The sequence below is a fragment of the Butyrivibrio sp. AE3003 genome, from assembly GCF_000686065.1.
GTDB lineage: Bacteria > Bacillota > Clostridia > Lachnospirales > Lachnospiraceae > Butyrivibrio > Butyrivibrio hungatei_A.
Genome location: NZ_JMLX01000001.1, coordinates 2,447,144 through 2,466,470 on the forward strand (window position 1 = coordinate 2,447,144; position 19,327 = coordinate 2,466,470).

Annotated in this window: 18 protein-coding genes; 4 read left to right on the forward strand and 14 right to left on the reverse strand. The window is 42.8% G+C overall.

Going from position 1 to position 19,327, the window contains the following annotated elements:
- Position 1 precedes the first annotated feature (1 nt).
- The 3 genes from CD00_RS0111790 to CD00_RS0111800 all read right to left on the reverse strand — a co-directional run bounded on the left by CD00_RS0111790 (position 2) and on the right by CD00_RS0111800 (position 1,582).
- Positions 2-331, reverse strand: coding sequence for a hypothetical protein (locus CD00_RS0111790; protein ID WP_026656143.1), 330 nt, complete (start codon positions 329-331; stop codon positions 2-4).
- Positions 312-692 (reverse strand): DUF5082 domain-containing protein, encoded by a 381-nt coding sequence (locus CD00_RS0111795; RefSeq protein WP_026656144.1) that lies wholly within the window; start codon positions 690-692, stop codon positions 312-314. Before CD00_RS0111795 ends, CD00_RS0111790 begins: the two co-directional genes overlap by 20 nt.
- A 680-nt stretch (positions 693-1,372) precedes the next feature.
- Positions 1,373-1,582 carry a hypothetical protein gene (locus tag CD00_RS0111800; protein ID WP_026656145.1) on the reverse strand — a complete coding sequence of 70 codons (210 nt, stop codon included), beginning with the start codon at positions 1,580-1,582 and terminating at the stop codon, positions 1,373-1,375.
- 168 nt (positions 1,583-1,750) lie between these two features.
- Between CD00_RS0111800 and CD00_RS0111805 the strand changes: the two genes are divergently transcribed.
- Positions 1,751-2,299 carry a histidine phosphatase family protein gene (locus CD00_RS0111805; RefSeq protein WP_026656146.1) on the forward strand — a complete coding sequence of 183 codons (549 nt, stop codon included), beginning with the start codon at positions 1,751-1,753 and terminating at the stop codon, positions 2,297-2,299.
- Between the two features lie 150 nt (positions 2,300-2,449).
- Positions 2,450-3,772: a xylose isomerase gene (gene xylA / locus CD00_RS0111810; protein ID WP_026656148.1), complete on the forward strand. Its 1,323-nt coding sequence runs from the start codon at positions 2,450-2,452 to the stop codon at positions 3,770-3,772.
- Positions 3,773-3,943: 171 nt separating this feature from the next.
- Here xylA and tnpA read toward each other — a convergent pair whose 3' ends face one another.
- From tnpA to CD00_RS20710, 8 genes are all read right to left on the reverse strand, one after another.
- Positions 3,944-4,414: an IS200/IS605 family transposase gene (tnpA, locus tag CD00_RS0111815; RefSeq protein ID WP_026656149.1), complete on the reverse strand. Its 471-nt coding sequence runs from the start codon at positions 4,412-4,414 to the stop codon at positions 3,944-3,946.
- Positions 4,415-4,629: 215 nt separating this feature from the next.
- Positions 4,630-6,108 (reverse strand): L-fucose/L-arabinose isomerase family protein, encoded by a 1,479-nt coding sequence (locus tag CD00_RS0111820; RefSeq protein ID WP_026656150.1) that lies wholly within the window; start codon positions 6,106-6,108, stop codon positions 4,630-4,632.
- Between the two features lie 166 nt (positions 6,109-6,274).
- Complete coding sequence (locus tag CD00_RS0111825; protein ID WP_026656151.1) at positions 6,275-8,395, reverse strand: glycoside hydrolase family 3 C-terminal domain-containing protein; 2,121 nt, start codon at positions 8,393-8,395, stop codon at positions 6,275-6,277.
- Between the two features lie 219 nt (positions 8,396-8,614).
- On the reverse strand, positions 8,615-10,282 hold the full coding sequence (locus tag CD00_RS0111830) for an extracellular solute-binding protein (RefSeq protein ID WP_026656152.1): 1,668 nt from the start codon (positions 10,280-10,282) through the stop codon (positions 8,615-8,617).
- Between the two features lie 28 nt (positions 10,283-10,310).
- On the reverse strand, positions 10,311-11,186 hold the full coding sequence (locus tag CD00_RS0111835) for a carbohydrate ABC transporter permease (protein WP_034462098.1): 876 nt from the start codon (positions 11,184-11,186) through the stop codon (positions 10,311-10,313).
- A 17-nt stretch (positions 11,187-11,203) separates the two neighbouring features.
- A complete protein-coding gene (locus CD00_RS0111840) occupies positions 11,204-12,151 on the reverse strand; it encodes an ABC transporter permease (protein ID WP_026656154.1) in 948 nt (315 codons plus the stop codon).
- A 336-nt stretch (positions 12,152-12,487) separates the two neighbouring features.
- Entirely contained in the window at positions 12,488-13,939 is a 1,452-nt protein-coding gene (locus tag CD00_RS18230) for an alpha-glucuronidase (RefSeq protein WP_242838967.1), read from the reverse strand.
- Positions 13,875-14,471, reverse strand: coding sequence for a glycoside hydrolase family 20 zincin-like fold domain-containing protein (locus CD00_RS20710; RefSeq protein WP_242838968.1), 597 nt, complete (start codon positions 14,469-14,471; stop codon positions 13,875-13,877). The genes CD00_RS18230 and CD00_RS20710 overlap by 65 nt, the downstream gene beginning before the upstream one ends.
- 105 nt (positions 14,472-14,576) lie before the next feature.
- Between CD00_RS20710 and CD00_RS21510 the strand changes: the two genes are divergently transcribed.
- Together CD00_RS21510 and CD00_RS21515 are read left to right on the forward strand one after the other, a co-directional pair.
- Complete coding sequence (locus CD00_RS21510) at positions 14,577-14,987, forward strand: AraC family ligand binding domain-containing protein (protein WP_081811908.1); 411 nt, start codon at positions 14,577-14,579, stop codon at positions 14,985-14,987.
- 82 nt (positions 14,988-15,069) lie between these two features.
- The gene (locus tag CD00_RS21515; protein WP_185750450.1) at positions 15,070-15,492 is read left to right on the forward strand and encodes a helix-turn-helix domain-containing protein; all 423 of its coding nucleotides are present in this window, start codon (positions 15,070-15,072) and stop codon (positions 15,490-15,492) included.
- An 18-nt stretch (positions 15,493-15,510) separates the two neighbouring features.
- Here the strand turns inward: CD00_RS21515 and CD00_RS18240 are convergent, their stop codons facing one another.
- The 3 genes from CD00_RS18240 to atpD all read right to left on the reverse strand — a co-directional run bounded on the left by CD00_RS18240 (position 15,511) and on the right by atpD (position 19,326).
- Positions 15,511-17,397 carry a sialate O-acetylesterase gene (locus tag CD00_RS18240; protein WP_051594180.1) on the reverse strand — a complete coding sequence of 629 codons (1,887 nt, stop codon included), beginning with the start codon at positions 17,395-17,397 and terminating at the stop codon, positions 15,511-15,513.
- 109 nt (positions 17,398-17,506) lie between these two features.
- Positions 17,507-17,920 (reverse strand): ATP synthase F1 subunit epsilon, encoded by a 414-nt coding sequence (gene atpC / locus CD00_RS0111860; protein ID WP_026656155.1) that lies wholly within the window; start codon positions 17,918-17,920, stop codon positions 17,507-17,509.
- A gap of 11 nt (positions 17,921-17,931) precedes the next feature.
- Positions 17,932-19,326, reverse strand: a complete 1,395-nt coding sequence (gene atpD, locus CD00_RS0111865) for a F0F1 ATP synthase subunit beta (RefSeq protein ID WP_026656157.1) — start codon at positions 19,324-19,326, stop codon at positions 17,932-17,934.
- Between the last annotated feature and the right edge of the window lies 1 nt (position 19,327).

The window sequence follows — 19,327 nt, forward strand, 5'->3', positions numbered from 1 at the left end:
ATCAACCCTCTTCCCTATCTATTTTTGCGGCAATATCAATATCTGTTTCAACTATCTTGCCGGTACTGTTATCTAAAAGTGTTGCAGTATCAATACTTACAACATCCTTATATGTTGCTGTCAGATCTTTCTGTCTTTCAGCTATATATTTGATCATGTGGAGTGAGGCATCTTCGCCGATGAGTCCGGCTTTTGCCAATGCAGAATCTTTAATCTCAAGAACGTTTGCAGAATCTTTTATATCTGAAATAAGCGCATCTACCGCCTGTTTCCCCAACTGTATCTTTTCACCTTTACCATCCCCGCTATCCTTAATTTTGAGACTGTTCACGTTCGCGTTCACGCTCACGTTCACGTCTTTCCTCTTCTTCAATTCTTTCTATCTCAGCTTCAAGCTCTGCGATCTGAGCCTCGGCTTCACTTATCATCCTATCTATGGCGCTTCTAAGCCGCGTACACTCGCCCTTTGCCCCGTCCATTCTAAAAACACAGACGTTCTTAGCCTTAACTGCGTTCTGCTCGTTAACACCAATCCACTCGCCTGCTCTGCTTAGATCTATCCCATCAAGTGTATCTTTCTGGGTCTCGATCTGTCTGATATATCCGTCGATAACTGTCTGTTTCTCCCTCATTGCTCTGATGTCTTTTCTGATTTCTTCAATCTTTCTTCTGCAATCCCCGATTCTACTCACTATAACCTCCAATACGTTGTTGTAACATATTTTTTACATAGCAAATGCGCCAAATACAGGCACATTAATCATCTTTGTGAATATTTATTTTTTATTCTTCACAAATATTCACAAAAGTATTATCACACAATCCAAACATGTTGTAAATCAAAAATGGTAAAACCATCAAGTACATCGTTTCTCAAGATAACTGACCTGCTCCGCAGGATTCTTGTCTAAAAATAACACTTATATTAGAAACGCTTTCAAAATCAAACTCACTGTCATATTGTAGCACAATGTTTATCTTTCTGTAGATAGTCCCTGCCCCAAAGCCATCCGTTTAGAAATGTAGAAACTTCACCGTGCGGCAATAAGGCGGGTTTTCGCAGTATTTAAGTATGTTGCCATATTCAAGAGCGATAAAAAGACTTAAGCTTTCATTCTGTTCTCGCTCCAACTGTTTGAGCCCATTTATGGGCGAGTTTTGGAGCGAAGAATGAAAGCTTAAGTCTTTTTATGCCTTGAATATCAACATACGCAGCAACAAGAAAATCCGCCTTATTGCCTCACGGTGAAAAGCAACCACCTCCAAGCGGATGGCTTTGGGGGGCTGGCGTACCATTATTAAAGGCTGTAACACTTACTTGTGCTACAGCCTTTTCTATATTGTATACATATTATGCATTTATCATTTTATATTACTCTGCTGCGGGTTCTTCAGCTTCTGCATCAGCTGAAACATCAGTGTCTACAATGCTGTTGTCTTCTGTAAGGCCGCCCTGCTCCATGCTAACCTCTTCCTCTACAGCCTCATCTGCTTCGAAATCTCCGCCTGTAGCTCCGCCACATCCTGTAGCAAGTACAACTGCTGTCATAACCCCAATAAAACTTACCATTCTCTTTTTCATACTAACATCCTTTCCTATATGCTTTCATATATAACTGTTAACTTTTGTGTTACATCATAATTGAATTATACCGAAATACGCTGAAATGTCAAATTTTGAATGTTAACTTTTTATTGTCTTTTATTATGCTATAATATGTTTTACCAATTATTACACGAGGTAAGAAAAATGCTTTACATAATGCGGCACGGCAAGACAGAATGGAACAAAATCGAAAAATTACAAGGAAGTGTAGATATCCCACTTAACGATGAGGGAATCCTAGTTGCTCAAAAAGCACATGATAAATACAAGGAAATAAAGTTTGACATCTGTTATTGTTCCCCACTTATCAGAGCCAAAAAGACAGCAGAGATATTTTTGGAAGGAAAAGACACTCCGATCGTGATAGACGATAGGCTAAAAGAGATGTCTTTTGGAAAATTTGAAGGATCTGTAGGTTACTTTAACAATCCGGAAAATCCCATAAGTAAACTATTTACAGATCCCGAAAGTTATACTTCAGTCGGAGGATCGGAAAGCCTTGAGCACCTTGCTGAGAGAACACTCTCTTTTCTAAACGAGATTGCCTATCCGCTGCATAAAGAAGGCAAGTCCGTACTCATAGTCTGCCACGGTGCGCTGGGATGCAGTATCATCTCACATATCAAAAATACTCCCGTTTCTGACTTCTGGGACAATCTCATGGGAAATTGCGAATTGGTGAAGCTATTGTAAGTTTAGATATCAATTCAAACACCCCCTTCTTTACTCTGTTACCTATATCTAACATTTTTTGATAATAAAATAGCATTAACTGAACTAGACCATTCTATTTAGTTAGTGTATGCTAACAGTATGAAAATGTTTTTTATAGGAGGTTACAAAATGAGCGAAATATTTAAGGACATTCCCGAAATCAAATTCGAGGGAAAAGACAGCAAAAACAAATTTGCATTTAAATACTACGATCCCAAAAGAGTAATTATGGGCAAGACAATGGAGGAACATCTTCCGTTTGCCATGGCTTGGTGGCACAACCTTGGAGCTAACGGCGTTGATATGTTCGGAAGGGGAACTGCCGATAAATCCTTCGGCGCTTCTAAAGAAGGAACAATGGAGCATGCAAAAGCAAAGGTTGATGCAGGTTTTGAATTCATGAAAAAGCTTGGTATCAAGTATTTCTGCTTCCATGATGTTGACCTTGTTCCCGAGGCAGATGACATCAATGAGACAAACAGACGTCTTGATGAGATCTCAGATTATATACTTGAAAAAATGAATGGCACAGACATCAAGTGCTTGTGGGGAACAGCCAACATGTTCAGTAATCCCCGTTTCATGTGCGGCGCAGGAAGCACAAACTCAGCTGACGTATTCTGCTTTGCAGCAGCTCAGGTTAAAAAAGCACTCGACATCACAGTAAAACTCGGTGGAAGAGGCTATGTATTCTGGGGTGGACGTGAAGGTTACGAAACACTTCTTAATACAGACGTTAAATTCGAGCAGGAAAACATTGCAAAACTCATGCATATGGCTGTTGATTACGGCAGAAGCATCGGATTTAAGGGTGATTTCTATATCGAGCCCAAGCCGAAGGAGCCCATGAAGCATCAGTATGATTTCGACGCTGCAACAGCAATCGGATTCCTTCGTCAGTACGGCCTTGATAAAGACTTCAAGATGAATATCGAGGCAAACCACGCAATACTTGCTCAGCACACATTCCAGCACGAGCTCAGAATCAGTGCAATAAACGGTATGCTTGGTTCAGTTGATGCCAACCAGGGCGATCCGCTTCTTGGATGGGATACAGACGAATTCCCTTGCAATGTATATGACACAACAATGGCTATGTACGAAGTGCTCAAAGCCGGCGGTCTTACAGGCGGATTTAACTTTGACTCAAAGAACAGACGTCCCAGCTATACATTTGAAGACATGTTCTATGCATTCATCCTTGGAATGGATACATTTGCACTTGGACTTATCAAGGCTGCAGAGCTTATTGAAGACGGACGTATTGATGACTTTATCAAGGAGCGTTATCAGAGCTTTGAATCCGGAATCGGTAAAAAGATCCGTGATAACAGCGTAGATCTTAAGGAACTCTCAGACTATGCTCTTAACATGAAAGCTCCTAAGCTTCCTATTTCCGGAAGACAGGAATACCTTGAAAGCGTCGTAAACAATGTTCTCTTTAAAGGATGATGTTGTAAAAAAATTCCCAAATAACAAATGATCAAAAAATCAGAACCACCGGCTTAGCCGGTGGTTTGTTCTGGCCCTATAAGGGCCTGTTGCCGGCGCTGAGTCTAAAGACTCGCCGAATGGTTCGCCAGCCGCAACATCATTTTCCTACAGAGCCCCCTGGGCTCATTTTTATTTGTTTTGCTTTACCGGCTCACCCGTGAACGGGTCAATATACTCTTTTAGTGTCATTTGGTCGTACTCTAAATCCTCTTTTAACTGATTCTTTATGTACTCCTCGATTTTCTTTGCATTCTTACCTACAGTATCTACGTAATAGCCTCTGCACCAGAAATGTCTATTGCCGTACTTATACTTGAGATTTGCATGCCTCTCAAATATCATAAGCGTACTTTTTCCTTTCAAGTACCCTACGAAACTTGAAACACTCATACTCGGTGGGATCCTTACCAGCATATGTATGTGATCTTGGCATACTTCTGCCTCTATTATCTCTACACCTTTCCTCTTGCATAATGTACTGAGAATATTTGCAATGTCCTGCTTGATCTGACCATACGCAACCTTTCTCCTGAACTTAGGTGCAAATACTATGTGATACTTACACTCCCATCTAGTGTGTGATAAACTATTCATGTCCATTTTGGACTACCTCCTGTGCTTTACTTTGGTTGGCGAACCGTAGTAATTCTAGCACGGGAGGTTTTTTTACTGTAAGCTGAAGCAGCTGTTGTCCCCCTGCATAGCAGGGGGTTTTATTAAAGATGCTACACAACAAGAAGCCTTAGCTCCGATAAAAGAGCTAAGGCTTCTATTTTTTATACGCTTACGCGCGATTCTTATTCAATCTCTATAGATTAAGCGAAAGGATTCTCTGTAGGGTAAGGAAGAGATGCAGGCTGGTTGTAGCCGATTGTCTCTGCTCCGATGTACTTAAATACCTCATAGAGAGCCTTTCCGAAGTGACCGAATGCTACAGCGCCGTGGTGAGGGAAGTTACCCTCGATAAGTACGTGTCTGTAGAATCTGCCCATCTCAGGAATAGCGAATACACCGATACCACCGAATGACTTAGTAGCAACAGGAAGAACCTCTCCCTCTGCAACATATGTGCGAAGGTGGTTGTCTGATGTGCTCTGAAGTCTGAAGAATGTGATATTTCCGGGTGCAATATCTCCCTCAAGAGTTCCCTGTGTAACTTCTTCAGGAAGGTTTCTAGCCATAATTCTCTGGAACTTCATCTCGCAGCTTGAAAGCTTGCTTGTGCATGTATTTCCGCAGTGGAAGCCCATGAATGTATCTGTGTGCTTGTAATCGAACTTACCCTTGATGCTATCGTTGTACATATCCTCAGGAACTGAGTTGTTGATATCAAGAAGAGTAACTGAATCGTTACTTACGCAAGTTCCGATGAACTCACTGATTGCTCCGTAGATATCTACCTCACATGATACAGGAATTCCGCGTCCTGTAAGTCTTGAGTTTACATAGCAAGGAACGAAACCAAACTGTGTCTGGAATGCAGGCCAGCATTTTCCTGCGATAGCTACATACTTCTTGTAGCCTCTGTGCTCCTCAACCCAGTCAAGAAGTGTAAGCTCATACTGAGCAAGCTTCTCAAGGATCTCAGGCTTCTTGTTACCTGCGCCAAGATCATTCTCCATGTCCTTAACAACATCAGGAATTCTCTTGTCGCCTGCGTGCTTGTTGAAGCTCTCGAAGAGGTCAAGCTCTGAGTTCTCTTCAATCTCGGCACCAAGGTTGTAAATCTGCTGAATAGGTGCGTTACAAGCAAGGAAGTTCATAGGTCTGGGACCAAAGCTGATGATCTTGAGATCACGAAGTCCTGCGATTGCTCTTGCGATAGGCACGAACTCGTTGATCATCTTAGCGCATCCTTCTGCTGTTCCAACAGGATACTCAGGAATATATGCCTTTACATTACGAAGGTGGAGGTTATAGCTTGCGTTAAGCATTCCGCAGTAAGCATCTCCTCTTCCATCGATAAGATCATTCTGTGATTCCTCTGCTGCTGCACAGAACATGATAGGTCCATCAAAGTGCTTAGCAAGAAGTGTCTCTGAAATTTCAGGTCCGAAGTTTCCAAGATATACGCAAAGTGCGTTACATCCTGCCTTCTTGATATCCTCAAGAGCATTTACCATGTCGATCTCGCTCTCGATGATACAGATAGGACACTCATAAACGTCCTTATCGTTGAAATTCTTTTTGTAAGCCTCCATTACGGCTTTTCTTCTGTTTACTGCAAGTGATGCAGGGAAGCAGTCACGGCTAACTGCAACCAGTCCGATTTTTACCTCTGGTATATTAATCATAGAAATCCCCTTTCTTTGCGCTTTCGCGCGATACCTTCATTTTTCTTTATTTAAAAGGTGAACCGCTCATAAAAAATTGCCGGTTTTTTATTATCGAGTCGGTCCCCATAAAGAACTGCCCTTTTATTATACACTTTTACAAACGTTTAGTATAATAAATCATTTATTAAATCGTTACTTCTTTAGAAACGCACTTGTGTCCCGTAAGCTCTTCTGAACGGCTGTCAGGCTGCATTGTTCCTGCAAAGATATCGAACTTCTTTGAGAAGATCTTTCTGTTTCCGTCGTTATCAACGGATGTGAATGCCTTTGCGTCAACAGCTATTGTAACTTTCTGCTCGCTGCCTGCTTCAACATGTACTCTCTTGAATCCGCAGAGACAAGCATTGGGAATTGCAAGCTCGAATTCCTTATCCTTGATGTAGAGCTGTACAACATCGTCTGTTGCCATTTTGCCGTTGTTAGAAACGGTAACTGTAACTTCAGCGCCTTCAAGCTCTCCGTTTGATGCCTTCTTAAGCTCAACGTTCATATCTGTAACAACGCAGTCGCCGTATGTAAGGCCGTATCCAAAAGGATAAAGAGGTGTTCCCTCAAAGTATCTGTATGTTCTGTTCTTCATTGAGTAATCCCTGAAATCAGGAAGCTCTTCTGAAGAATAATAGAATGTAACAGGAAGTTTTCCTGAAGGAGAAACATCGCCGAAGAGAATATCGGCAACATCTTTTCCTCCGAGTGCTCCGGGATACCATGCCTGAATAACTGCGCTGGCATCATCTTCCGCTCTCTTAAGGTTAATTGCACTACCTGACATATTTATTACGATTGTAGGCTTGCCACACTCAAGTACTGAGCTGATAAGCTGTCTCTGAGGCATAGGAAGATTAAGATTGAGCTTATCTCCCGAAGCGAACTGGTTACCTGTATCACCCTCTTCGCCCTCAAGTGTCTCATCAAGACCTACTACAACAACTACTACATCTGAATAATCAGCAACTGCCTGAGCCTCAGCAATTCTGTCCGAACCGTTTGGATCTGAAAGTGCGCTGGCATTTGCCTGCCACAAATGGCTTCCCTCTGAGTAAAGAACTCTCACATCATCGCCGACTTTATCCTGAATTCCTTCAAGAACAGTGATGTATCTTGATGATACACCGTGGTAGTTACCGATAAGTGAAGATCTTGAATCAGCATTCGGTCCAACTACACCGATAGTCTTGATCTTGCTCTTATCAAGAGGAAGAATACCATCGTTCTTAAGAAGTACAATACTCTCCTTTGCTGCCTTGTGTGCTGCTTCAAGATGTTCTTTGCACTCAACAACAGTGTAAGGAATCTCATCATATTCAGTCTTATCAAACATTCCGAGAAGGAATCTTGTTGTGAACAGTCTCTCACAAGATGTTGTGATAGTCTCCTCATCAATAAGTCCGGCTCTGTATGCGTTCATAAGTTTCTGATATGTACATCCGCAGTTAAGGTCACATCCAAGATCAAGAGCAAGTTTAACCGACTCTTCGGGTGTTCCCGTAACCTTGTGATTCTCATGGAAGTCTCTGACTGCCCAGCAATCGGAAACGAAATGTCCTTGAAATCCCCATTTATCTCTTAAGATATCAACCATAAGAGGTTTATTTGCACAGCAAGGCTCATCGTTTGTTCTGTTGTATGCGCCCATTACAGCTTCTACATCTGCTTCTTTTACGCAAGCTTCAAATGCGGGAAGATATGTCTCTTCGAGATCTTTTGCGGAAGCTTTTGCATTGAAATAGTGTCTCTCTGCCTCGGGACCTGAGTGAACCGCAAAGTGCTTTGCACATGCAGCAACCTTCATATACTCACCGTCACCCTGCATTCCCTTGATAAAAGGAACTGCAAGAGTACTTGTAAGGAAAGGATCCTCACCGTATGTCTCATGTCCGCGTCCCCATCTGGGATCTCTGAAGATATTTACGTTGGGAGCCCAAAATGTAAGTCCCTTATAAATATCTCTGTCACCGCGCTTAGACTGTTCATTGTACTTAGCACGACCTTCAATGGCGATTATCTCGCCGATGCAGCCCATAAGCTCTTCATCAAATGCTGCCGCAAGTCCGATTGCCTGCGGGAACATTGTTGCAGTGCCTGCACGTGCAACGCCGTGAAGCGCCTCATTCCACCAGTTATAAGCAGGAACTCCAAGTCTTTCGATTGCGGGGGCATCATAACGAAGCTGGCCGGCCTTCTCTTCAACGGTCATTTTCGCTACGAGTTCTTTGGCTCTTTTTCTTGCTTCTGTTCTATCCATTCACTCACCTCATATATTATTAGTCACACTTATATTTTTCCGATAATATGTATAAACATTGTACTTTTCTTCCATACACTATTCCTATCATATAGTGCTTTTTTTATCTTGAAATTTGCTTATAACAATTCTTACAAAACAAAACAGAGACGGGGCTGCGCAGTAACACGCATCCTGTCTCTGTTTCATTAGTTATTGCTATTTAAAAATGTTTGATTATCAGTCAAGATTTTCTTTATCGCCGTGGATTGACTCCCATTTAGCTTTTCTTTCATCAATGATAGCCTGTCCGCCAGCTGCAAGATACTCCTGCATACCCTGATCGAAGATCTTGTCAAATTCTGCTACGGGAGCAACGATTGACTGATCGAGGATCTGGTCTCTCTTCTGGTTAAGAGGATCGCCCATTCCTGTCTCTGCATCGATGGCACCGATGTGATATGACTTTGCTGCACGGTTGTCTGTCTTTGCGATCTTATCAGCATCTCCTACAAGCTGAGGATCGATTCCTGCATAGCTGTATGCAAGTGACTTCTCTGTAAGTGCAGGATCTACAAGCTTAAGTCCGTTTGTTGTAATTGTGTAGTCAATGTTCATTCCTGAATTCTGAATGTCATTTCCTGTAGCTGCAATGATTGAAATCTCGCCGCCTTCTCCAACTTCATGTGTAACACCTTCATCACCGATCTGGAGATACTCGATATTCTCAGGTGTGCTGATCCAATCAAGGTAAAGAAGTGATGCAAGGATATCATCGTTTGTTGAAGGGAAGAAAATCTTACGGTCAACCGGACCTGAGATCCACTTTGTATGTGTTCCGTTCTTATCCTCGAAAGGATCGATAGCTATGAACTTAGCATCTTCGCCGCCAAACTTCTTGATGTTTGCATCGATAGAGTTCTCACCGTCTCTGAAAGGATAATCCCAGTTATGTGTGAATGCTCCTACATAACCTGCTTTGATAAGGTCATCCTCTGTCTTGTCTCCTGCTCCGTAAAGAGCGAAATCCTTCCAGATAAGGCCTTCGTTGTACCACTTATTAAGAAGCTTAACACCTTCTTTGATTCCGGGAATTGTAAATCCTCTGTCATCAAAGCTGTTAATGTAGAAATCCTTATCTGTCATGTTAGGATCTGCAAATGAATAGTTAAGAGTCTTTGCTCTGTAACCTGCGTCAAAACTGATTGAGTAAGGAATCAACTTAGAAGCGTCTGCTCCGAGGAGCTTGTCGGCATTATCTCTGAATGCGCAGAGAACATTGTAAAATTCCTCTTTTGTTGTAGGAACTTCAAGGCCAAGTTTTTTGAGCCAGTCTTCTCTGATGAATGTATTAACATCGTTCTGGTTCTCTCTTACAGCCTCAATATCCCAGATTGTCTTTGTATCAGGATGCTGATCCCAGTAAATATTTGTTTCACCAAGATGCTTCCAAAGGTTAGGAAGGATTTCCTTGTTAGACTCAAGTGCATCCTTCATGTCAACGATACCACCCATGTTTCCGTATGTCTCGATTGTTGCAATATCATATGTAACACATACATCAGGTGCATTATTAGCAGCAAGAAGGTTACTGATCTGCTCAACCTCTGTCCAACGGGGAACTGCTACGAACTCAACTTCTACGTTGTATTTGTCGAGCATTCCTTTCTTGATATAATCTGTGTACTTGTTATTTACAGGATCGGATCCGCCGTCATTTCCACGGTCATAAACCTCAACTGTAATGTGGTGAGTTTCTGCGAACTTACCATCTGCGCCAAGCGCTGAAGCGTCTGCAGCTGCACCGCCTCCGTTTGCTGCGCTGCCGGCTTTATCGCCCTTGCCGCAGCCTACTGCCACTACCATCATCATAGCAGCAAGCATAAGTGATACCACTCTCTTTTTCATACTAACCCTCCTTATATTGTGTATGAGTTTATTCTTTTACTGCGCCGACCATGACTCCGGACATAAAGTACTTCTGAAGTCTAGGGTATACGCACAGTATTGGAACCGTTGAGAACATAACAATAGCAGCTTTCAGAGCTTCTGAAAGACCGGGTGAAGAGAATCCTTCCTGAGTAGCAACTTCAACGCTGTTTACATTATTAAGAATGTTGTACAAAAGAAGCTGCAAAGGATACCATTTGCTTCCGCCGGGGCCGCTCAAATACATAAGAGCATCCGAATATCCGTTCCAACGACCTACCGCATAGAAAAGAGCAAGTGTTGCTATAACGGGCTTTGAAAGCGGAATATAAATACTTGAAAGTATCTTGAAGAATGATGCACCGTCAATCTGTGCAGACTCACGTAAGCTTTCAGGTATTCCATAGAAGAAACTTCTCATAATGATCATGTTATAAACTGACAAACATCCCGGAAGAATAAGTACCAGGGGTTTGTTCAAAAGTCCCAAACTCTGCATAAGGAGGTAGTTCGGGATAGTTCCTGCGTTAAAGAACATTGTGATCGTGATAAAGATATTGATCACGTTACGTCCCTTAAGCTCGGAGTAGATCAAAGGATATGCGCATGCCGCTGTCATAACCAGTGAAACTACGGTACAAATAATTGTAAGAATTACAGTCCAAACGAATGCTTTAATATACTTTGGATCTGTAAGGACCATCTGATATGCACCGACATTGATATCAACAGGAAAAAGATATACTTCATGCTTGATAAGAGCATCTGTTGAACTCAGTGATCTTGCAAGAAGGTTGATCATCGGTATGATACATATCAAACTTATTACTACACAAATTGCAGCGATGACATAATCGCTTATATAATGCTTAGGCTTATGCATTTACGTTCTCCTCTCTTTTACCAAATACCACGTTCTCCAAGCTTTCTGGAAATTGTATTAGCCAGAAGCAGGAAAATTACTCCCACAACAGACTGGAAGAATCCAACTGCAGTGGTAAGAGAGAACTGCAATCCCTTAATACCATGTGAATAAATATATGTAGGAAGAACCTCTGCCCATGAGATAACAAGGTTATTTCTAAGTGCGAAAGGTCTGTCAAATGTTCCGCCAAGAATGTTACCGATCTGCATGATAAGAAGCAAAACGATAGTTGATCTGATTCCGGGCAAAGTAATATGCCAGATCTTGCTGAGCCTGCCGGCACCGTCTACAGATGCAGCCTCGTAAAGCTCGTTGTTGATACCTGCAATGGCTGCGAGATAAACGATTGAATTCCAACCAAAGCTCTGCCATGCGCCCAGGAATATATATGTCCAGATCCAATGTCCCGGATCATTAAGGAAAGGAACCGACTCTCCTCCGAGATTATTGATGACCATATTTACAAGACCTGTTGAAGGTGTGAACAACTGAAGTGCCAATCCATAGATAATTACCCATGAAAGAAAGTGAGGCATATACGCAATAGTCTGAACTACTTTCTTGAATCTCTTAAAGCACAATTCATTAAGAAGAAGTGCAAAGATAATCGGAATCGGGAATCCGATTGCAAGATCGAGAAGATTCAATACCAAAGTATTTCTGAGTGCCCTTCGGAAATCGCTGTCGGAAAATGCCTGGATGAAATACTGGAATCCATGATTCGCAGCAATCTTCTGTTTCCAAATACTCTCAACAATACTGTACTTCTTAAAAGCAATCTGGATATAAACCATCGGAATATACTTAAAAATAAGCAAGTACAGCATAGGAAGCGCCAATAACAGATACAACTGCCAATAACGCTTAAAATAGATACTGACCGGATTACGACTCTCCGGCGCGTCACTTTTAATTTTGTTCATAAAACTCTCCCTAAATAATAAAAAAATTGCACAACTTGTATAATAATTCTACTTATCATTTTGTGCTAAATCCTATCAAATAATGCTTTTTTCATCTCGATATTTGCGACAAAAAAACAGCCACATCCCGCTATTTTTCTGGCGTTATTTACAATTGACATACTTGTTGTTTTTATTGCAAAACTTGCTATATTTGTTATATTGTGCGCGAATATTTATGCATAAAAAATGCATAGCACGACTCCATTTTGCATATTTAAAGAAATCGTGCTACGCATCTCAAAATTTTATTTCAGAAAAGCTCCGTATTTATCAACTTTTTCGCAATTTTATTACTCAATAAATTTTTCTGCCCTGTTCATCGGCGATATCACTCTTTCTATAGAAGTAAGAGTTAACCTGGTCTCTCCACTCTTTTGCATTGGCAACCTGAAGCTCAAATCTCTCGGCAACCCTTGCGAATACATCGGGATCTACAACATCCTTGAGTGAATTCCAGTCCTCGGCGAGCTTTTCAGCCCCCTCTTCTCCTTCGAAGTGAGAATCATAGATGTACTGGATAAGAGTCTTTCCGCTCTTAAGCTTCCATGTATACGGAATATGATGGAAGAAAAGAAGCAACTCTTCGGGACATTTCTCGGGATCGTTATATGCTGATGCGTTTGGCTCATAATACTGCTGCGCATATCCCGTTCCCTTATCGGATCTGTCAACACCGATTCCCTTGTGGTCGGCTCTGTGATATGTACCCCATCTTGAATACTCATATCCATCAACACTTGGGCCGTAGTGCTCGTGAGGAGTTACCATCCAGCCGATTCCGAGAGGTGATGTGTATTTCTCATAGATATCCCTTGATCTCATGAGCATATCAACAAGCTTATCCTCTGATGCCTTATCCATATCAAACGTAAGCGCAACCCACTCTCTTGCGATTTCTTCCGAACTTAGCTCAGTGTTATATGCAAGTCTTCCGAAACCGTAGAGATTTGCCGCAGCAAGATCGTTTCCTGTCCAGTTGAAATCATTCCCTGTATTTATTACCGCTGCCATTCCGGCAAGCTTATTGCCCATTGTTCTTCCGCTTACGATATCGGCAACCGTATCGTTCTTCTCACTGCAATATGTGCGGAAGTCAAGAACTTCCTTGAACATAGGCATGAGATAGCAAAGATCTATCTGATGTCCCGTATACTCCTGTGCGATCTGAACTTCAAGAAGCTGATTTGTTTTGGTAAGTCCGCCAAGAAGAGGAGAAATAGGCTCTCTTATCTGGAAATCCATAGGACCGTTCTTAATCTGAAGGATTACATTATCGTGGTACTCGCCGTCAAAGTCCTTGAAGTAGTCATATCCTGCTCTTGCTCTGTCAGTTTTGTAATCTCTCCAGTCCTGAGTGCAGTTGTAAACAAAGCATCTCCAGATGATTATTCCGCCGTAAGGTGCAACAGCATCAGCAAGCATGTTTGCTCCGTCCGCCTGTGTTCTTCCGTATGTGAACGGACCGGGTCTTCCCTCTGAATCTGCCTTTACGAGATATCCGCCAAATCCGGGAAGCTTTTCAAATACTTCTTTTGACTTAGCCTGCCACCATGCGATAACATCTTCATCAAGGGGATCGCATACTTCAAGTCCGCCGAGCTCTATAGGAGCCGCGAAATTGATTGAGAGGTAAAGCTTTATTCCGTAGTCTGCAAATACATCCCCGAGCTCTTTTACCTTATCAAAAAAATCTGTCTGTAATAAGGTAAGTAGCCGCCCCTTTAACGTTAACGTTGTTGATGACAATTCCGTTTATTCCGACACTTGCCATAAAGCGTGCATAGTCAACGGTTCTCTCATTTATATACATTTCGTCATTCTCAAAAAAGAATGATTCTCCCGAATATCCTCTTTCAATGCTTCCATCCATGTTGTCCCAGTGGTTCATCATTCTGAGAGGATTGGAAGGAGCTGCTTCTTCGCAAATATCTTCAACAGCCACTCTTGCACCGAGCTTTCTGAGGATTGCGAAAACGCCATAGATAACACCATTCTCATCAGATGCCTTAAGTGTGATTCCACTCTTTTCACCTTTTACAAAATAGCCTTCCTCTGCTATATTTGCATCTTTTGCAATCTCAAGAACGTAGACATCACCGTCATTCTCTGTTATGTCCGCATCAAAATATCCTTTGATCCCTGTTGCAAATTCACCTATCGCGCTCTTAACAACGCGATCTTCCTTGGAAAAATCGTCGCAAATGACCTTCCAATTCTTGTTGTCTTTGGATATTGGGTGATATCCAAGCCACATATGTGACCAGTTCTGTGTTTTCATAAAAAATGTTACCTTTCCTTTTAAAAATCTTTCTTCTATTTTTTATAGTAAAATGCTAAAATTAATCTCGTAGTATCTGTTAAACCGTTTTTAGGAGTTATCCATATGATACAAGACATAAATGAAAAGGCGAGAGAAGATATCATCTACGACACCCTTAAAGGCGTCCTTCTGTATCACAATACCCTTGCCAAATATCCTATACACTGGCACAACGACGTGGAGATTATTTTACTCTTATCAGGAACACTTAGGATAAAGTTCCATAATGACAAATCCACTATTGTTAACTGTGCGCCCGGCGACCTTATAATGATCGCACCCGGAACGCTTCATGAATATATTTCCGAATCTAACGGAGGAGAAAAAACTTATCCTTCTCTTCGATATCGGTGGTTACTCTCAGATTTCCGCGCTCGTACCGCTTCTAAAAACGCTTCCGCCTTATGTTCACATAAAGCAGACGGAACATCCCATCGAGACCGCCAAGCTTCAGAACTATTTCTGGGAAATTGACAGGCTCTACGGTGAAAGCGATGAATTCCTGAAAATATCCGTATACTCTCTTGTCACACTTATCTTAGCGCAGATTGGAAGCATGCACCCCAACGAAAAAAAGCAGGTGCCCGATTCCGCAGATCCTCAGCGCAAAAATATCGACAAGATTGTTTCTGTTACAAACTATATCGACTCGCACAGATCTGACGACCTCACGGTTGAGCAGCTCGCTGAACTTGCAGGCTTTTCCAAATTCCATTTTGAAAGGCTTTTCAAAAACTATATGGGTATTTCCTGCTATCAGTACATCACTAAGCGCAGAATCCTCATGGCTCAGGAGCTTCTCGGCGATACAAACATGTCTATCATGGATATCGCGCTCCAGTCCGGCTTCTTTAGCCTTTCAACATTCAACCGAGTGTTCAAAGACATAAACAAGTGCTCTCCAACCGAGTTTAGAAAGCTTTACCGAACCGGTGCGGATCTCACAGGAAAAGAAGCCGCTCCAACAAAAAAGAAATAGGCTCGGCTTCTTGATCATTTAATGTATCAGGAGTTTGAACGGACTCATCGGTATTCCCGAAACATTTGATACAAGTCCGCCTCTGTATGTGTTTTCACAGCACCAGAGAACTCTTCTGAACTTTGTTTTGCTTCCGTCTTTGCATTTACATATCACGGCGTTTTCTGCAAGCACCGCTTCTGTTTCGTGCAGTTTGCCTTCTTCATCTTCAAGGAAGAAGTCTTTTATCTCTGTGCCTTTATCGGCATCAACTACGCACAATCCATCGGCATGTCCAAGCACAACCTTAACTCCGTCACCTTCTGCTGCCGCAGCAAGCGCAACAGGTCCGGTATACTCACCGTTATAACCATATTTGATATGTGCTGCCCAGAGAGCAAGTCTCTCACCGACAGGCTTCTTTGTAACGGGATGAAGATCGTTGTCCTCACCAAGTCCCATTGTTACGGCAAGTCCGGTTGAAGGGATAGAAAGAATCTTGTTCTGTATAAGTCTGAACTCTCCCCAATTCTCTTTTTCATCGAGATCAATAACAAAATTGGGAAGCTGAACAGCGATAAAAGGAAGATTCTCTTCTTTCCACAAATCTCTGTATCCCTTGACCATTCTCTCTGTAAGGTCTGCGTAATCCCATTTCTCATGAACATTACTCTCGCCCTGATACCAGATAACACCGTCAATAGGGAAATTGTGACAAGGAGCAGTCATGCCGTTAAAGAGTCCCGAAGAATTCCAGTTGATGAAATCAGTCGGAGGCTTGGGACCGCACTTTGCACCGATCCTGTACTTCCACTCGCCGTCAAGATTAACGGACGCATCCTCATTAAATATCTTATATTCTTTGCCGGGACCGGGAGTAACTCGTCCAAGTCCAAGTTCGATACTGAGTCTTATTGCAACAACGTTGTCTTTTTCCCTTGTAAGCCCTTCGGGAACATCATACTTACGAGGCGGATACTGATAACCTGTCTCGCCGATAAGCTGTCCGTTCACATATACTCTGTCGGAATCAACCATTGTTCCGAAAAAGAATCTGGCTTTTTTGCCCGCAAGTTCATTGGGAAGGTCAAATTTTCTTCTAAACCACACAGAACCGATATGGCCTTCAAGCGGTGTTCCGGTAAACATTGTGGGAAGCGTTATTGTATCCCAGTATGAATCGTAAACATCTTCAAGGTCCCAATGTCCCTCAATTCCCGCATCGGCAGCCGCAAGTTCACCGAGCCACTTCTCATCCTTTGCGACATTATATTCCATGCGCTCTTTTCTGAAAGCTGCATCGTTATACTTATCCGTCTCTGCGATGAGTTCATCATATCCCTCAAGCATCTCCCTGCTCATCCATGATGAAGCTCTCGAACCGCCAAGGCTTGCATTGATAAGACCGACAGGCTGTCCCGTCATGTTCTGGAGCTTACTTGCAAAAAAGTATGCCGTAGCTGAAAAATCCAGAATAGTATCTTTGCTTACATGCTTCCAGCTTCCTGTATTGTGCTCCTCATAGGGGCCGTCAAAACAGGTCTCTTCAACTATCTTAAAAGTAGAAATTCTCTTATTTTCTTCAACGTTAACAAGTTCAGGATATTTGTCTTTTACCCTGTTGATAGGAAGTTCCATATTGGACTGCCCCGTACAGAGCCAGACAATTCCAAGCATCACGTCTTTAACGGTAATGCTCTCGCCCTTATCGTCAGAAACAACAAGTTCATAAGGTCCGCCGCTCTCCTTCGCAGAAAGATATACGTCGAATCTACCCTTGTCGTCGCACTTCCCTGTAACACTCTCACCTGCGAGACTTGCAGTCACTTCAGAACCTGCATCGTCCCATCCCCAGATATGAATGCTTTTTCTCCTCTGAATAACACACCCGTCAGATAACAAACGCGGTAAAGTAAGTCTAGCCATAGTATATTACCCCATCCTTTCATGTTAGATAGATTATACTAATCGCAGGCTTATTTTACCGCGTACTTAATGCTAATATTTTCCCAGTTTTTGCTAGTTCGGTGTTTCCTTAGATATCCTGTCCCGAGGATCCGATTCTTACCAGCGCTCTGTACAGTTTCGCCTCGGCGCGAACCCTTGCTTCTTTATCAAGCTGTTGGTTCTTAAGAAGTTCCTCAGCCTTAGCTTTGGCAGCTTTGGCACGCTCAATATCGATGTCTTCGCTCCACTCCCAAGTTGTGGGAAGGACTCTTACCTCTCCGTTCATTACAGAGATCATTCCACCGATACAGGCCGCTTTTCTCTCACTACCGTCGGCCATGGTAACTTTGGCGGTTCCCATTCCGATAGCGGTACAATAATTGGTGTGGCGAGCAAGGATCTCAACATCACCATCTATTGTACGGAGCATTATCTTCTGTACTTCACCCTCAAAATCAAGACCATCCAGGGATACAACCTGTAAATGATATGAAGTGGACATAATCAGCTCCTTTACTGCTTTTTAGCCTTCTCAAACACTTCGTCGATAGTTCCGACAAGGAGGAAAGCACTCTCAGGAAGATCATCGCACTCACCGTCAAGGATCATCTTGAATCCTCTGATAGTCTCCTTAAGAGGAACATACTTACCGGGAAGACCCGTGAACTGCTCAGCAACAGAGAAGCTCTGTGACAAGAAGTTCTGAACCTTACGCGCTCTGTAAACAGTAAGCTTATCTTCCTCTGAAAGCTCGTCCATACCCATGATGGCAATGATATCCTGAAGTTCACGATATCTCTGAAGAACCTGCTGAACGCCCTTTGCAACTTCGTAATGCTCTTTTCCGACGATATCGGGTGAAAGAATACGGCTTGTTGAATCAAGAGGATCAACCGCCGGGTAAATACCCTTTGAAGCGATATCTCTTGAAAGAACCGTAGTAGCATCAAGGTGTGTGAAGGTTGTAGCAGGAGCGGGGTCGGTCAAGTCATCGGCAGGCACGTATACAGCCTGAACTGATGTGATTGATCCCTTCTTTGTTGATGTAATACGCTCCTGAAGAGCACCCATTTCTGTAGCCAGTGTAGGCTGGTAACCTACGGCTGAAGGCATACGTCCGAGAAGCGCTGAAACCTCTGAACCGGCCTGTGTGAAACGGAAGATATTATCGATGAAAAGAAGCACATCCTGATTCTTAACATCACGGAAATACTCCGCCATTGTAAGTCCCGAAAGGCCTACTCTCATTCTTGCTCCGGGGGGCTCATTCATCTGACCGTAAACAAGTGCGGTCTTATCAAGAACTCCACTTTCTTTCATTTCGCCGTAAAGGTCGTTTCCTTCACGGGTACGCTCACCAACACCTGTAAATACGGAAATACCGCCGTGTGCGGTAGCAACGTTATTGATAAGCTCCATGATAAGTACGGTCTTACCTACTCCGGCACCACCGAAAAGACCGATCTTACCACCTTTTGCGTAAGGACAGATAAGGTCAACGACCTTGATTCCTGTCTCAAAGATCTCTGTAGCAGGTACCTGATCCTCGTATGCGGGAGCGGGACGATGAATTGCCCATCTCTCTTTTGCATTCGGATCGGGACCGTTATCTACGGGATCACCCAAAAGGTTGAAAATTCTTCCCAAACACTCTTCACCAACAGGAACTGTGATAGGGCTGCCTGTATCTTTGGCATCTACGCCTCTTACAAGACCGTCGGTTGAGCTCATGGCAACGCAACGAACAACGTCGTCGCCTACCTGCTGAGCAACCTCTGCTACAAGCTTACGATCCTCTATCATAATCTCTATGGCATTGTGAAGATCAGGAAGTTCGCCTTCTTTAAAGCGAATGTCAAGTACAGGTCCTGTAACCTGTATTACCTTTCCAACATGATTTTCACTCATT

Excerpts from the sequence above, each read along its gene's own strand:
- CD00_RS0111800 (WP_026656145.1), bottom strand. The coding sequence starts at position 1,582 with ATGAAAAAGAGAATGGTAAGTTTTATTGGGGTTATGACAGCAGTTGTA.
- CD00_RS0111805 (WP_026656146.1), top strand. The coding sequence starts at position 1,751 with ATGCTTTACATAATGCGGCACGGCAAGACAGAATGGAACAAAATCGAA.
- xylA (WP_026656148.1), top strand. The coding sequence starts at position 2,450 with ATGAGCGAAATATTTAAGGACATTCCCGAAATCAAATTCGAGGGAAAA.
- tnpA (WP_026656149.1), bottom strand. The coding sequence starts at position 4,414 with ATGGACATGAATAGTTTATCACACACTAGATGGGAGTGTAAGTATCAC.
- CD00_RS0111820 (WP_026656150.1), bottom strand. The coding sequence starts at position 6,108 with ATGATTAATATACCAGAGGTAAAAATCGGACTGGTTGCAGTTAGCCGT.
- CD00_RS0111825 (WP_026656151.1), bottom strand. The coding sequence starts at position 8,395 with ATGGATAGAACAGAAGCAAGAAAAAGAGCCAAAGAACTCGTAGCGAAA.
- CD00_RS0111830 (WP_026656152.1), bottom strand. The coding sequence starts at position 10,282 with ATGAAAAAGAGAGTGGTATCACTTATGCTTGCTGCTATGATGATGGTA.
- CD00_RS0111835 (WP_034462098.1), bottom strand. The coding sequence starts at position 11,186 with ATGCATAAGCCTAAGCATTATATAAGCGATTATGTCATCGCTGCAATT.
- CD00_RS0111840 (WP_026656154.1), bottom strand. The coding sequence starts at position 12,151 with ATGAACAAAATTAAAAGTGACGCGCCGGAGAGTCGTAATCCGGTCAGT.
- CD00_RS20710 (WP_242838968.1), bottom strand. The coding sequence starts at position 14,471 with ATGAAAACACAGAACTGGTCACATATGTGGCTTGGATATCACCCAATA.
- CD00_RS21510 (WP_081811908.1), top strand. The coding sequence starts at position 14,577 with ATGATACAAGACATAAATGAAAAGGCGAGAGAAGATATCATCTACGAC.
- CD00_RS21515 (WP_185750450.1), top strand. The coding sequence starts at position 15,070 with ATGCACCCCAACGAAAAAAAGCAGGTGCCCGATTCCGCAGATCCTCAG.
- CD00_RS18240 (WP_051594180.1), bottom strand. The coding sequence starts at position 17,397 with ATGGCTAGACTTACTTTACCGCGTTTGTTATCTGACGGGTGTGTTATT.
- atpC (WP_026656155.1), bottom strand. The coding sequence starts at position 17,920 with ATGTCCACTTCATATCATTTACAGGTTGTATCCCTGGATGGTCTTGAT.
- atpD (WP_026656157.1), bottom strand. The coding sequence starts at position 19,326 with ATGAGTGAAAATCATGTTGGAAAGGTAATACAGGTTACAGGACCTGTA.